Annotated in this window: 14 protein-coding genes; 7 read left to right on the plus strand and 7 right to left on the minus strand. The window is 55.3% G+C overall.

The features are described from left to right. The first annotated feature begins 21 nt into the window (after positions 1-21). From larC to ACYOR7_RS01725, 5 genes are all read left to right on the plus strand, one after another. On the plus strand, positions 22-1,254 hold the full coding sequence (larC, locus tag ACYOR7_RS01705) for a nickel pincer cofactor biosynthesis protein LarC (protein ID WP_479912959.1): 1,233 nt from the start codon (positions 22-24) through the stop codon (positions 1,252-1,254). After that, positions 1,251-2,048 carry an ATP-dependent sacrificial sulfur transferase LarE gene (gene larE, locus ACYOR7_RS01710; protein ID WP_294808004.1) on the plus strand — a complete coding sequence of 266 codons (798 nt, stop codon included), beginning with the start codon at positions 1,251-1,253 and terminating at the stop codon, positions 2,046-2,048. Before larC ends, larE begins: the two co-directional genes overlap by 4 nt. Before the next feature lie 2 nt (positions 2,049-2,050). Next, complete coding sequence (locus ACYOR7_RS01715; RefSeq protein ID WP_479912960.1) at positions 2,051-3,226, plus strand: cysteine desulfurase family protein; 1,176 nt, start codon at positions 2,051-2,053, stop codon at positions 3,224-3,226. A gap of 46 nt (positions 3,227-3,272) precedes the next feature. Next, positions 3,273-3,764 (plus strand): redoxin domain-containing protein, encoded by a 492-nt coding sequence (locus ACYOR7_RS01720; RefSeq protein ID WP_294808009.1) that lies wholly within the window; start codon positions 3,273-3,275, stop codon positions 3,762-3,764. 64 nt (positions 3,765-3,828) lie between these two features. Continuing rightward, positions 3,829-4,572 carry a CFI-box-CTERM domain-containing protein gene (locus ACYOR7_RS01725; RefSeq protein WP_479912961.1) on the plus strand — a complete coding sequence of 248 codons (744 nt, stop codon included), beginning with the start codon at positions 3,829-3,831 and terminating at the stop codon, positions 4,570-4,572. Between the two features lie 18 nt (positions 4,573-4,590). Here ACYOR7_RS01725 and ACYOR7_RS01730 read toward each other — a convergent pair whose 3' ends face one another. Genes ACYOR7_RS01730 through ACYOR7_RS01740 form a run of 3 tightly spaced genes read right to left on the minus strand, consistent with a single transcriptional unit; the run spans position 4,591 to position 8,174 of the window. Then, positions 4,591-5,130: an acyl-CoA carboxylase biotin carboxyl carrier protein subunit gene (locus tag ACYOR7_RS01730; RefSeq protein WP_294808015.1), complete on the minus strand. Its 540-nt coding sequence runs from the start codon at positions 5,128-5,130 to the stop codon at positions 4,591-4,593. Further along, on the minus strand, positions 5,103-6,614 hold the full coding sequence (locus ACYOR7_RS01735) for an acetyl-CoA carboxylase biotin carboxylase subunit (protein WP_479912962.1): 1,512 nt from the start codon (positions 6,612-6,614) through the stop codon (positions 5,103-5,105). Before ACYOR7_RS01735 ends, ACYOR7_RS01730 begins: the two co-directional genes overlap by 28 nt. An 18-nt stretch (positions 6,615-6,632) precedes the next feature. Then, positions 6,633-8,174: an acyl-CoA carboxylase subunit beta gene (locus ACYOR7_RS01740; RefSeq protein WP_294806383.1), complete on the minus strand. Its 1,542-nt coding sequence runs from the start codon at positions 8,172-8,174 to the stop codon at positions 6,633-6,635. A 234-nt stretch (positions 8,175-8,408) separates the two neighbouring features. Here ACYOR7_RS01740 and ACYOR7_RS01745 point away from each other — a divergent pair, with 234 nt between their 5' ends. Together ACYOR7_RS01745 and ACYOR7_RS01750 are read left to right on the plus strand one after the other, a co-directional pair. Then, positions 8,409-9,461: a zinc-binding dehydrogenase gene (locus ACYOR7_RS01745; RefSeq protein ID WP_479912963.1), complete on the plus strand. Its 1,053-nt coding sequence runs from the start codon at positions 8,409-8,411 to the stop codon at positions 9,459-9,461. 211 nt (positions 9,462-9,672) lie between these two features. Continuing rightward, complete coding sequence (locus ACYOR7_RS01750) at positions 9,673-9,981, plus strand: hypothetical protein (protein ID WP_479912964.1); 309 nt, start codon at positions 9,673-9,675, stop codon at positions 9,979-9,981. A 48-nt stretch (positions 9,982-10,029) separates the two neighbouring features. On the opposite strand, the gene ACYOR7_RS01755 is transcribed toward ACYOR7_RS01750, so the two are convergent. The 4 genes from ACYOR7_RS01755 to ACYOR7_RS01770 are packed head-to-tail and all read right to left on the minus strand — an operon-like array spanning position 10,030 to position 13,045. Then, complete coding sequence (locus ACYOR7_RS01755; protein ID WP_294806391.1) at positions 10,030-10,242, minus strand: hypothetical protein; 213 nt, start codon at positions 10,240-10,242, stop codon at positions 10,030-10,032. Positions 10,243-10,267: 25 nt separating this feature from the next. After that, complete coding sequence (locus ACYOR7_RS01760) at positions 10,268-10,630, minus strand: hypothetical protein (protein WP_294806393.1); 363 nt, start codon at positions 10,628-10,630, stop codon at positions 10,268-10,270. Beyond that, positions 10,627-11,910: an AAA family ATPase gene (locus tag ACYOR7_RS01765; protein WP_479912965.1), complete on the minus strand. Its 1,284-nt coding sequence runs from the start codon at positions 11,908-11,910 to the stop codon at positions 10,627-10,629. The genes ACYOR7_RS01760 and ACYOR7_RS01765 overlap by 4 nt, the downstream gene beginning before the upstream one ends. A gap of 7 nt (positions 11,911-11,917) precedes the next feature. Continuing rightward, positions 11,918-13,045: a hypothetical protein gene (locus ACYOR7_RS01770; protein ID WP_479912966.1), complete on the minus strand. Its 1,128-nt coding sequence runs from the start codon at positions 13,043-13,045 to the stop codon at positions 11,918-11,920. Positions 13,046-13,067: the final 22 nt, after the last annotated feature.

Genomic DNA, 13,067 nt, shown 5'->3' on the forward strand with positions numbered 1-13,067 from the left:
GCACTGATTATCTCATCTCGTATGGCAAAGCTAGCCGTCATTGACTGCCAGGTGGCCGGCATCGCCGGCGACATGCTAGTGTCCGCGCTGGTGGACGCCGGCGCAAGCGCAAAAAAGGTGCAGGGCGCCATGTTTGCGTGCCAAGACAGCCTGAAGGACAGCAAGATTAGCGATGCCTCTTTTGAAAAAATAGTGACGCACGGCTTTTCTGCGACGCGGCTAAAATTGTCGTACAAAGACGGCGTGCACGAGCGCAAGGGCGCCGAGATGGTGCGCGCCCTGACTAAAACCTGCGACGCGCTCGGCCTTGAGCAGAGGGCCAAGGCGTTTGCGCTTGACACGATAAAGACGATAATCTCTGCCGAGGCCAAGATCCACGGCGAGGATTTTGACAGCGTGCACCTGCACGAGGCATCAAGCATAGACACGCTTGCAGACATTGTCGGCTGCGCCACCGCGCTCCAGGACCTTTCGCTCCTTGACGCAAAAGTAGTGTCGACGCAGGTGGCAGTAGGCGGAGGAAAACTGACGTTTTCGCACGGCACCGTGCCGAACCCTACCGACGCCATCTTGCACATATTCAAGGGCAGGGGCTTTGCGCTTGCCGGCGGCCAGGCAAAGGACGAGCTGACGACTCCGACGGGCGCGGCGCTCCTTGCTAACTTGGCGGAGGGAAGCGTCGACTATTACCCGTCAATCGTGCCGGAAAAAATCGGCTATGGCGCCGGCACCAAGAAATTTGCCGGCTTTGCCAACGTGGTCCGCGTCCTCATGGGAGATTCGCCTGCGGCACTAGAGAAGGACACAGTATGCCTAGTAGAGACGAACGTCGACGACGCTACAGGCGAGGTGATGGGCAACCTCGTCGACCGGCTGACGGATGCCGGGGCAAAGGACGTGACGATAATACCGGGCACTACGAAAAAGAGCAGGCCCGCGTACCTCGTACGGGTCGTCGCGGACAATTCCATGCTAAACACAATGCTTTCCATCCTGTTTTCCGAGTCAGGCACGCTTGGCGCACGCGTACAGCAGGTAGAGCGCTATATCCTCCCAAGGGCCGTAGTGACCATGCCCGTTACAATAGGTGATAGCACCTTCAACGTGCACGTCAAGGTCGCCAAGGACGCGCAGGGCAACACCGTCGGGGCAAAGCCAGAATTCGAAGACGTCAAGATAGTCGCAGCAAGGCTCGGCATTCCTGCAAGGCGCGTGCTGGAAATAGTAAACGCGCAGGTGGCGCAAAAAACATGACTTCCTTCGACCGGCTGGTTTCGTGGTTCCCGGCAGGAAGCAGGGCGATTGTGGCACTGTCAGGCGGAGTCGACAGCGCGGTGGTCGCGCTAGCCGCAAAAAAGGCGCTTGGCGACAACGCAATTGCGATAACCGCCGACTACAAGACGCTTGCAGACGAGGAGCTTGCCACCGCCCGCAAGGTCGCGCAGGAGATAGGCATCAAGCATTTGATAATAGAGTACGACGAGCTTGAAAACCCGGAATTTGTGAAAAACGACGGCCTGCGCTGCTATCACTGCCGGACGGAACTTGGCCAGCACCTCGCAGGCGAGGCCAAAAAGGCCGGCGCGCAATTAATAGTGGACGGGACGAACGTGGACGACCTGTCAGACTACCGCCCAGGCATCAGGGCTCTGCGCGAAAACGGCGTGAAAAGCCCGATGGTGGAACTAGGCATCAACAAGGCCGAGATCCGCAGAATGGCCCACGAGTTTGGGCTGTCCGTGTACGACAAGCCGTCAAACGCGTGTCTCGCGTCCAGGATACCTGCGGGGATGGAAGTCACGTACGAAAAGCTGCGCAAGATAGAAAGTTCCGAGATAATAGTAAAGTCGATATTCGGGGTCAGGCAGGTGCGCGTCAGGGACCACGGCGAGATTGCGAGAATAGAGGTGGGAAGGGACGAGCTTGGCAGGATGTTCGACCCTGAAAAGCTGGACCTTTTAGATAAAAAGCTAAAGGAGCTTGGGTTCCGCTTTGTCACGATAGACGCTTCCGGGTACAAGAGCGGCAAGCTGGCGGTGGTAGACTAGCGATGGAACGCATTTACCTGGACAGCGCAGCGTCGACCCCAGTCGCAGACGAGGTGGTGCAGGAGATGATCCCGTACCTAAAGCAGCAGTTCGGCAACCCTTCTTCCATCCATTACTTTGGGAGGGAGACAACGCGGGCGATACAGCTGGCCAGAAAACGCGTCGCCAATCTTGTGGGCGCAAGGCCGCAAGAGATAACTTTTACTTCGGGTGGGACAGAGGCCGACAACCTTGCGATAAAGGGCACTGCCGACTATGCGAGGAGCAAAGACCCGTCAAAAAACCACGTGATAACAAGCTACATCGAGCACGACGCGGTGCTGGAGCCGTGCCGCGACCTTGAAAGGCTCGGATACAGCGTGACGTTTCTGCCCGTCACGCAGGAAGGGCTGGTAAGGCCGGAAACCCTCAAGGAGGCAATCACGCCTTCGACAGCGCTTGTCAGCATCATGCACGCAAACAACGAGGTCGGCACAGTCCAGCCGGTAAAAGAGCTTGCCCGGATTGCACACGGCGCCGGCGCGCTTTTCCACACGGATGCCGTACAGGCCGCCGGCAAGCTGCCTGTGGACGTCAGAGACCTTGGCGTTGATCTATTGTCAATGTCGTCGCACAAGATAAATGGGCCAAAAGGCGTCGGGGCCCTGTACATCCGCGACGGGCTGGAGATAATGCCAATAATCCACGGCGGCGGGCAGGAATCTGCCATGCGCTCGGGCACCGAAAACGTCCCGGGTATAGTCGGCTTTGGCAAGGCGTGTGAGCTTGTACAGAACAGGCTGCCGGAGTACCAGAAACAGGTGTCGGCTCTTCGCGACTACCTCGCCGAAAAGGTCCTGTCGGAAATCCCGCACAGCAGGCTAAACGGCTCCAAGACGAACAGGCTTGCCGCAAACGCGCATTTCACTTTCTTTGGGGTAAACGGCGAGGACCTGATAATAAAGCTGGATGAAGGCGGGATAGCGGCATCAACGGGCTCGGCCTGCTCTGTCAAGAAGCAAAAGCCTTCGCACGTGTTAAAGGCGATGGGCTTTTCGTACGAAGAGATAACCGGCTCGCTTCGCATCAGCCTGTCGATGCAGAACACGAAAGAGGAGATGGACAGGACGATATCGGCGCTTGCAGAAGTGGTAAAGGAGCTCCGGTCGCTTTCGCCCTTCAAGTCCAAGTACGCCTGATACACGGTTGAAAATCTTTTTATGGCAATCTCGGCCGCTCTCCTGCATGGCAGCAGCAAAGTCATCTGTTCCAAAGATAGGCCAAAAGGCTCCTGAATTTGAACTTCCCGACCAGGACCTGAAGAACCACAAGCTGAGCGATTACAAGGGCAAAAAGACGATACTCGCGTTCTTTCCGGCGGCCGAGTCGTCGGTCTGCACTGCGGAAATGTGCGCAATCCGCGATTCGCTTGACGAGCTGCGAGACTATGGCGCCAACGTGCTTGGCATCTCTGTCGACGGGCCGTTTGTCAACAAGGCGTTTGCCAACAACCACCACCTGAACTTCCCGGTGCTTTCTGACTATGGGAGGAAAGTCATCAAGAAATACGGCATCGTCATGAAGAGGCTGGCAAGCATGGCCGACTATAACGCGGCCAAGAGGTCCGTGTTCATACTGGACGAGCAGGGCAAGGTGCGCTACAGGTGGGTGTCCGACAACCCGCTCGTCGAGCCAAACTACGCCGAGATCAAAGAGTTCCTGAAGAACAACAACTGACCTTTCCCTCTTTTTCTTCTTTTTATACAATTATTTATATACAAACGGCGGCTATTGCGCACCGATGCGAAAGGTCTTTTGCGGCGTCGCGCTGGCGGCGTTTTTGGCAATTTCACTGGCATTGCTTCCCGTGCCTGCATTAGCGCAGGGAAGCGACTCGCTTGGCTTTGGCGACAACGTGTCTGCCCAAGTAAAACGCGCCAACCAGACATGGACTACTGCTCCAGTGGAGACACCCAAGCCGTCCGGGTGTCTCATCGCTACGGCGGCGTTTGGCTCTGAACTGACGCCCCAAGTGCAGTTTCTCCGCGGATTTCGGGACAACCGCATCCTCTCGACTGCCGCTGGCTCTGGCTTTATGAACGTCTTTAACGCCTGGTACTACTCTTTCAGCCCTAATGTCGCAGATTATGAGCGCGCCAACCCCTGGGCACAGGCGACTATCAAGACGGCGATATATCCGCTCCTTGGAATCCTGCAGGTGGCAGAAAAGGGCTACGCCATGTCGGCAGGCGAAGGGGGCGCGGTGGTCGCTGGCTTTGCCGCAAGCACGCTCATCGGCGCGGTTTATCTGTCGCCGGCGGCAGTCGCACTGCGCAACAGGGCGCCGGGCAAGAAACTACTGGTGGCGCTGGGCATTTCTGCGCTAGCCTCGCTTGCAGCAGTTGCGGCAGGGGTGGCGATAGAAAATTCGGTCGTCCTGATGGTCTCAACTGCGCTCTTTGTGCTGTCATCGATAGGGGTCGGGCTATTTGCGGTGATGGCATTGGCAAAAAAGATTGAGGAAAAGCGCCGTAGCAGGCGCTAGCCTGCTGCTATTATTATTCTACTCTATCACTGCCAGAATGTCGTTTCTTGCGACGCTGGCTCCCTGCTTTACCTTTATCTCCTTCAGGTTGCCGTCCTTGTGGGCCTTGACTGCCACCTGCATCTTCATGGATTCAAGGACCACTATCACGTCGCCCTTCTTGACCTCTGTTCCCGGCTTGGCAGAGATGTTGACGACTCTGCCGGGGATCTGGCTTGCGAGGTTGCGGTCGCCTCCGCCTGCCCCGCCGAGCGCCGATGCCTTTTCAAGCACCTCTGTGAGCTTGGAATGCTTTCTTACCGTTATCGGCTGGCCGTCAAGCATCAGTTTCACTTCCGCGCTTCCCGACTGGAGTACCTTGGCGTGGTGGAACGTGTTGTCAAGTATGAATTCAAACTCGTTAGTGCCAGATTTTAGCAGCCTTATCGTGTGCTCCTTGTCGCCTATTTTCACGAGAACAGAGTTGTTGCCTGTTGTCCTGAGCACCTCTCCATTCAGCATCTGCGCAAGATCGCCGACTTTGAATTCCATCAGCTTGTCGCCCTCATCATCTTCCACCTGGAAGCTTTTTGGCCGTTGTTAGTCTGCGAAGAGGGGCCCTTTTTCACCAGTTCTGACTGCAAAAGCGCTGCCGCCACCGCAGCCTGGGCGTTCTTTGACGCTTCGGCCTTGACCTCCTCGTTCATCCTGTCGAATATCTTGAAGCGGTCGAGGTAGTCGGTCGAAATCTCGCCCTTGATAAAGTTCTGCTCGTTCATTATGGTCTTGTACAGCGGGATTGTTGTGTTGATGCCCTCTATGGTAAACTCGTCCAGCGCATTTCTCATCCTCACGCGGGCCTCTTCAAAGTTGCTGCCCCACGCAAGCAGCTTTGCGACAAGCGAGTCGTAGTAGCCAGAGACTGTGCAGCCTGGGTACAGATAAGTGTCAACCCTGACGCCGGGGCCGTAGGGGATGTTGCAGTTTGGCACCACACCCGTGGACGGCGCAAAGTCGTAGAACGGGTCCTCGGCGTTTATACGACATTCAATTGCGCAGCCGTTTATCTTTAGGTCTTCCTGCTTGAACGGGATCTCGCCTCCCTGCGCCACGTGGATCTGAAGTTTCACCAGGTCAAGGCCGGCCACAAGCTCTGTCACAGGGTGCTCTACCTGCAGGCGGGAGTTTATCTCGATAAAGTAAAAGTTGCCTTCCGGGTCGCGCAAAAACTCTGCCGTTCCTGCGTTCAGATAGTCGACTGCGGCTGCTGCCCTTACCGCTATCTCGCCTATCCTTTCCCTGGTCTTTTGGTCGACTACGGGCGACGGCGACATCTCGATGAGTTTCTGGTGCCTGCGCTGTATGGAGCACTCGCGCTCAAACAGGTGCCTTCCGTTGCCGTGCGAGTCGCGGATTAACTGAAATTCGATGTGCCTTATCCTCTGCAGGTATTTCTCTACAAACAGCGCGGACTTGCCAAACGCGGCCTTGGACTCGGCAGACGCCATCTCGAATTCCTGGCGCAGCTGCTTTTCGTCTTTGCAGAGCCTGATGCCCCTGCCTCCGCCTCCAAATGCCGACTTTAGCATGACCGGGTAGCCTGCCTCGTGCGCAATGTTTGCGGCCTTTTCAACGTCGTCTACCGTGCCGTCGCTTCCCGGAACGGTGGGGACTTTGGCCTTTTTCATGACGATCTTGCACTTTATCTTGTCGCCCGTAACGTCCATCGCCTTTGCGGTCGGGCCGATGAATATGATTCCGTTCTTATCACACATCTCGGGGAAGTTCTCGTTCTCTGACAGGAATCCATAGCCGGGGTGGATTGCGTCGGCGCCTGCCTGTTTTGCAGTCTCTACAATCTTGGCCATGCTCAGGTAGCTCTGCGCCGGCGGGGCCGGGCCAATGTGGTACGCTTCGTCCGCCCTTTTTACGTGGACGGCGCGCGTGTCTTCGTCAGAGTATATCGCTATCGACCTTATGCCGAGTTCCTTGCACGCCCGAATTACGCGGAGCGCTATCTCGCCTCTGTTTGCGATCAGGATGCTCGTGATTTTCTTGGACATTTTTTTGTCTCTCACCTACTATAGGTTAATGTTCCCGTGCTTTTTCCACGGTCTTGCTTCCTTTTTGTTGGCAAGTGCTTCCAGCGCGCGGATTATCATCGGCCTGGTCTCCATCGGGTCAATAACGACGTCGATGATGCCCCTTTCTGCTGCGAGATAGGGGTTTGCAAACTTGTCGCGATAGTCCTTGGCAAGCTTTTTCTTCATCGCCGGCGCGTCTGGCGTGTTTTTCAGCTCTTTTCTGTGGATGATTGTAACCGCGGCTTCCGGGCCGAGCACTGCTATCTCGGCGTTAGGCCACGCATAGTTGATGTCTGCGCGCAGGTTCTTGCTCCCCATTGCGATGTAGGCGCCTCCATATGCCTTGCCTACGATGCAGGTTATCTTTGGTACCGTCGCCTCGCAGTATGCGTACAAAAGCTTGCTTCCATGCCTAATGATGCCGTTGTGTTCCTGGTCCGTGCCTGGGAGGTACCCAGGCGTGTCTACTAGTGTAACAATGGGGATATTGAACGAGTCGCAGAACCTGATGAACCTGGCCGCCTTGTTGGAAGAGTTGATGTCGAGCGCGCCTGCCAGGTACATCGGCTGGTTTGCGACGATGCCGACGGTCCTTCCGCCCATCCTTGCAAATCCTACTAGGACGTTGTCCGCAAACAGCTCGTGGACCTCGAAAAAGTCGCCGTTGTCGACTACCGACTTGATTATCTCCTTCATGTCGTACTGCTGGTAGGGGTTCTCCGGCAGGATGCTTATCAGGTTCGGGTCTACCCTGTTAGGGTCGTCGCTGGACTCTACTGCCGGCGGCTCTTCAGCATTGTTCTGCGGTATAAACGACAATAGTCTCTTTATCCTGTCAAAGCAGTCATACTCGTTCTTGGCCACAAAGTGCGCAACGCCGGACTTGCTTCCGTGGGCGCGTGCTCCTCCAAGCTCCTCAAACGACACATCCTGACTCAGGACCTCCTTTACCACCTCTGGCCCCGTCACGAACATTTGGCCGATGTTCTCGACCATAACTACAAAGTCGGTCATTGCCGGCGAATACACCGCGCCGCCTGCGCACGGGCCGATGCTCGCAGTTATCTGCGGAATCACGCCCGAAGCCATCGTGTTTCTAAAGAATATGTCGCCATAGCCGTCGAGGCTGTTGACGCCCTCTTGGATTCTTGCGCCACCCGAGTCTATGATGCCGACAATCGGGCATCCGACCTTCATGGCGTGGTCCATCACCTTGGTTATCTTTTTGCTCGTCATTTCGCCAAGCGATCCGCCAAGCACCGTGAAATCGTAAGCGAAAACGAATATCTGCCTCCCGCCGACCGTTCCAAAGCCGGTCACCGCGCCGTCGCCATAGAATTTCTGGACGGTCGGATCGTCGCCCCTGTGGGTGACGTACTTGTCAATCTCGACGAAACTTCCCTCGTCGAGCAGTAATGCTATCCTCTCGCGTGCAGTAAGCTTGCCCTTTGAATGCTGGGCTTCGATGCGCTCGTCGCCACCGCCGTTCTCGGCGGACTTTTTCAATGCAGCCAGCCGCTTTACTTTTTCTTCATGCATGGGAGTATAGTTAATGCCAACTGGTCGCTATATAAATTCATTATTTCCGTTGCAGGCGGTAATATCTGATTTGGACGATAGAATAACAACAATTGTGTAGCATTCCAGTTTTATCTTGAAAAACGCCGGTGGCCTGCTGCTGGCGCCGAACCACCCGATTGCTTGGCACTCTTGCTGTTGTCTTTTGAATGAATATATGGCCATCTGTGATGTTGAAGATGCTAGAGTCAGCACATGAAAGCGGCCGTGTACAGGGAACACAGCAGAGATCCTAGGCAGGTAGTAAAAATTGAGGACATTGATACACCAAGGCCAAAAGCCAATGAAGTTTTGATTAAAGTCGAGGCCGCATCGTACAACTACGACGACCTGTGGGGCATCTGGGGCGAGCCTATCAAGATCCCGATGCCGCACATATCCGGCAGCGATGCCGCCGGAACGGTCGTCGAAGTCGGGGAGGACGTCACGCCAAACATCAAGGTCGGAGACAGGGTGGTCGCACACCCGAACCTGACTTGCAGGGTATGCCACGAATGCACGTCAGGGAGGGAGTATGATTGCAGAGACAGGAAGGTATGGGGTTTTCAGACGGGTCCTCTGTGGGGCGCCTATGCGCAATACACGCATTTGCCGGAAGTAAACGTAGTCAAGTTTCCTGACAACGTGTCGTTCACCGACGCGGCAGCGATTTCTATGGTGGGCATGACTGCCTGGCACATGCTCGTCACGCGAGCCAACATAAGGCCCGGCCAGACCGTCCTGATAATGGGCGGGGGAAGCGGCATGGGGATAGCCGGCATACAGATTGCTAAGTTGTTCAACTGCGATGTCATTGCCACCGCAGGCAACAGGGACAAGATGGACAAGTGCCTGCAGCTTGGCGCAGACCGCGTAGTCAATCACCGAGAAGCCGACTGGTACAAGAAGGTCCGCGACATGACAAACAGGCAGGGCGTGGACGTGATTTACGAGCACATCGGCAAGACCGCGTTTCCGCAGGAAGTGGGGCTGTTAAAGATGGGAGGCACGCTCGTGTCTACGGGCGCCACCACGGGCTACGACTCGGCAATCGACCTGAGGTACCTCTTTTTCCGGGGAATCAGCCTGCTGGGTGCAACGCAAGGAACCAAAGCAGGATTGGAGGAAGTGATACGGTGGGTAAGCAAGGGCAAGATAAAGCCGGTCATCGACACAATCCTTCCATTTGGCAGCATGGTCGAAGGCCACGTCAAGATGGCAGAGGCGCAGCTGTTCGGCAAGATAGTGACGACTCCTCAAAGACTCTAGTTTTTTTATTTATGATCCGTTGACAATAATCTGAGGAACATGAGCAGCAGTCTCTGTTTCGGCTATCCAAAATGCCTTCTTGCATTCTGCAGCATGGGAGTACGCAAGGCGCCATGAAATACACGTCCTAGATGCGTGCTCAAAGGCGCGCAGAAATGATCAAGTTGAATGGATAATTATGTTTTAATATTCTGCTGTATTTTTCTGACACATGGCGTTGTTTGGAGTATTTGCAACACACAGCCCGGAATCGTGCCCGCTTAACAACAACGAGAGCAAGGATACAACGATAATGATCGACGACAAGATCAAGTCGATCACGGAAAAATTCCATGTCCGAAAGATCCACGGGTTCTACATGTCTGTGCTGGAGCATGAATGGGTGATCATTGTAGAAGCAGACAGCCCGCACGAGATCGAAGCAATGTGCATAGAGGCAGGCATCTCCGCCTTCAACACCGTGAAAATAGTGCCGCTCAGCAACTTTGACACTGTAGTGAAAAAGATCAAAAGCGGTTAAATCCCTCCTCTCTCCAAGGGAGAGGCTCACCGTTTACTTTTTTTTAACTTACTCTCTCAGGCCGGCCCGTCCGCCCTGCGCCCTGCGAAAAACGTTCAGACCCTGATTGTAATTGTCGTACATAACTTCGAGCGAGTCGATTTCAAGCGTGAGCTGTGCTATCTTGCCAGCGTTCTCCTTTGGTTCCTTTGCAAGCTGCTCAAGGGCTGCCCTCTTTTCCGCCAAAAGCTGGCCGACGTTCTGCTCGTATTCGCTCGACATCTTATGTTATATGCCTCTGGCGCCTTTACATTTTAACTTTTCCGGCTATTTTCGCCAGAAAAGCCTGTTGGTAGCTGCCGTAGGCGTCCGGCCCGGACAGGCAGGACTCGCATATGCACGCCTGCGACACCATCGCGCGGTTGCAGTCGGCCTCCAGGCTGCATGAATTACAGCCGGCGTTCTTACCGCACACAAAGCATTTCAGCTCCATAGTCTCTTGTGCTTGCGGCTCCTCTTCTTGCTGCGTTTCGCATTTCACGTGCTTGATAGCTTTTGAAGCCCTTGACCATAGCGCGTACTCGCCCTGCGGGATCTCTTTTCCACAGACCGCACACTTGCCCTTGTATTTTACGAGCAGTTTTATCCAGAACTCCTTTTCTCCGCTCATTTCTTTCTGGCCCCCTTTGCACGTTCTACCTCTTTTTCAAGCGACTCGCCAATCGACTCATCGCCAAAGCTCGTGACTGCAAATTCAGAGACGTCCACCTTTTCGTCAATGATTGCGCGAACCAGATACGGAAGCACGACGGAACTTGCGGTGCTCCTTGACACGTTTGTCGCCGGCCCTATTGCGGATGCGATTTTCCTTATAGTCTGCGACCGTGCAAATATCGGGCCCATCACCGGCCACGGCATCGCGTATTGATTGTATTTGATGTCCTTGCCCCTGGACTTTTCGTACAGGCCGCCGGCGAGCATGTCCCGCACGTAGCGCAAGAGGCTCCACTGCCTGTTCCTGCTGACCCTGCCCACCACCACGTCTGCCCTTGAAAGGACGTCGAGCAGTTCGGAAAGCGACTCTTTGTCTACGTGCGAGGAGACTATGGACGAAAACAGCGCGCCCACCATGTCCTTGCGCCTTGTCTCTGGCGACATACCCTCGTACCGAGGGTCGGGAAACGAGGCGTCAGCCCTTGCGAGGGCCTGTCCTGCAGTCGTCCTGTCCTTGGCTGCAAAATAGCCGTTTATCGCGTCTGCAATGTCTATCTCTGTGACATCGCTGTTTGACACTGTTGCATATCCGGCTGCCCTTGACTGGGCGCTGTTGAGGAGCGACCTGATGTCGCCTCCGCTGTTGACGACGATGGACACCCTGTCGCCGGGGCCAAGCTTGGCCTTTTCCTTTGCAAGCACGTGGTCGAGAAACATGAGGAGAAGCCTCGGCGGTACGGGAGCAAACTCGACTGTCTTGCAGCCCTTGGCAAGCTCTTTGATCTTGGCCGACTTTTCGTTTGCGGCCATTATCACCGGGACGGTGGGCTCTTTGATGAGGTCAACGAGCGCGTCCAGCCCGCCCGAGTCCTCCCTGCCCGAGATGCCGTCCACCTCGTCGAGGAACAACAGTATCCTGCGGCCAAAAAGCCCTGTGTTGGCAAATACCGGCTTTATCCTCGCCTCGATGCTGTCGCGGTTTCTCACGTCGCTTGCATTCATCTCCACGAGGTCATAGTCGAACTGGCGCGCAAGGGCGTGAACGATTGTCGTCTTGCCGACGCCCGGCGGGCCGACAAGGAGCAGGGGCTTTGTCCCGTTGACCCAGCCTAACAGCCACTTTACCACCGCCAGCCTTGCGTCCTCGTTTCCGACCATCTGCTCCACCCTCTGGGGCCTGTGCACTTCAGACCACATGAGAGAAGAGGACGATGGTGGCGGTGATGATGGTGGCATCTTTTGCTTACTTCACCGCGGCTTCCATCTTGCTCTTGAACTCTGCAAATGGCGCGCGTTTTTGAAGGTCGTTGTACCAGTACTGGTTGTAGTGGCGCACCGTCAAAAACAAAAATTCAAGGAACGGCTTTAGCTGGAACTTTTCTGGCAGCATCTCGACTGCCATCTCGGCTTCCTCCAGGTACAGCTCGCTTTTTTGCATGGTGAGCTCAAACCCACGCCTGACGTCGCCGGTATTCAATGAGTAATAGAGCGGCCATGAAGGTATCTTGACTGCGCCGTTCTTGATGGCGTCCTCTATCTCGTTTCCGCAGCCGACGCCTTCTCCCGCCTTGGCCATGCCGAGGTGGAAAATGTCGCCCAGCGGCCGGCGGTTCAGGGCCATGTTCCTGCCGGCTGTTCCCATCACGGCGCGGTATTTCTTGTAGCAGTCGTTCATGCTCTCGTCGTTTATGGACGCCGGCCTGCTCTTTAATTTGACATCAATGTACTGACCTACCCTTGCGTCCCTGAACCCTTCCTCAAATGCCTTCAGGACGGCGTCGCCTCCCTGCGATATCTTGTGCCTTGCTATTCCGAGTATGTACGGGTTCATGAACTTGTAGTCTTCCAGGTATTCGAGGTCCTCGTCCTTGTCTACTATCCTGTCCATAGGCTCTGACAGGTCAATCGCGATGATATGGCCGTCGATGACTGCGTCGCGCTTTTCCTGCGACTGCGAGTCGCCAAAGTATTCAGAGGCGCCGTCGTACAGCGCGTTAAAGACAGGAAACGTCATCTTGACGAAATTTGAATTTAATATCCTTGCAACTCTGTCCTGCAAAACGTCAGGGCTTGAGAGCCTCGCCTTGATGTCTGCGATGTTGCCTGCGTCCGGCGCCAGTTCCGACGTACCGACCTCGTCGGCAAACTTCTGCATGGTTGACGCAGGATTTGTATCCGCGTTTATCGCGGCGTGGAGCGACATGACAAACCTCTTGGCAAAGGCGCCGAACTCTTGCTCGGTCTTTTCCTTGTACTGGTTGAACTGCTTGTAACCCTTGCTCCGAAGCAGACCCTGTTTCATGATGTCCTTGCCGGCCTGCGTGCCCATGAGGGCCTCCTTTGAAAAGATAGACTCGTCCTTGCCGCTCATATATTATTACGAGCGGTATTCG

It is taken from the genome of Candidatus Nitrososphaera sp. 86-2 (genome assembly GCF_056726185.1).

Coding starts and splice junctions, on each gene's coding strand:
- ACYOR7_RS01740 (WP_294806383.1), bottom strand. CDS start 8,174: ATGCATGAAGAAAAAGTAAAGCGGCTGGCTGCATTGAAAAAGTCCGCC.
- ACYOR7_RS01720 (WP_294808009.1), top strand. CDS start 3,273: ATGGCAGCAGCAAAGTCATCTGTTCCAAAGATAGGCCAAAAGGCTCCT.
- ACYOR7_RS01725 (WP_479912961.1), top strand. CDS start 3,829: ATGCGAAAGGTCTTTTGCGGCGTCGCGCTGGCGGCGTTTTTGGCAATT.
- ACYOR7_RS01770 (WP_479912966.1), bottom strand. CDS start 13,045: ATGAGCGGCAAGGACGAGTCTATCTTTTCAAAGGAGGCCCTCATGGGC.
- ACYOR7_RS01745 (WP_479912963.1), top strand. CDS start 8,409: ATGAAAGCGGCCGTGTACAGGGAACACAGCAGAGATCCTAGGCAGGTA.
- larC (WP_479912959.1), top strand. CDS start 22: ATGGCAAAGCTAGCCGTCATTGACTGCCAGGTGGCCGGCATCGCCGGC.
- ACYOR7_RS01765 (WP_479912965.1), bottom strand. CDS start 11,910: ATGCCACCATCATCACCGCCACCATCGTCCTCTTCTCTCATGTGGTCT.
- ACYOR7_RS01755 (WP_294806391.1), bottom strand. CDS start 10,242: ATGTCGAGCGAATACGAGCAGAACGTCGGCCAGCTTTTGGCGGAAAAG.
- ACYOR7_RS01715 (WP_479912960.1), top strand. CDS start 2,051: ATGGAACGCATTTACCTGGACAGCGCAGCGTCGACCCCAGTCGCAGAC.
- larE (WP_294808004.1), top strand. CDS start 1,251: ATGACTTCCTTCGACCGGCTGGTTTCGTGGTTCCCGGCAGGAAGCAGG.
- ACYOR7_RS01760 (WP_294806393.1), bottom strand. CDS start 10,630: ATGAGCGGAGAAAAGGAGTTCTGGATAAAACTGCTCGTAAAATACAAG.
- ACYOR7_RS01750 (WP_479912964.1), top strand. CDS start 9,673: ATGGCGTTGTTTGGAGTATTTGCAACACACAGCCCGGAATCGTGCCCG.
- ACYOR7_RS01735 (WP_479912962.1), bottom strand. CDS start 6,614: ATGTCCAAGAAAATCACGAGCATCCTGATCGCAAACAGAGGCGAGATA.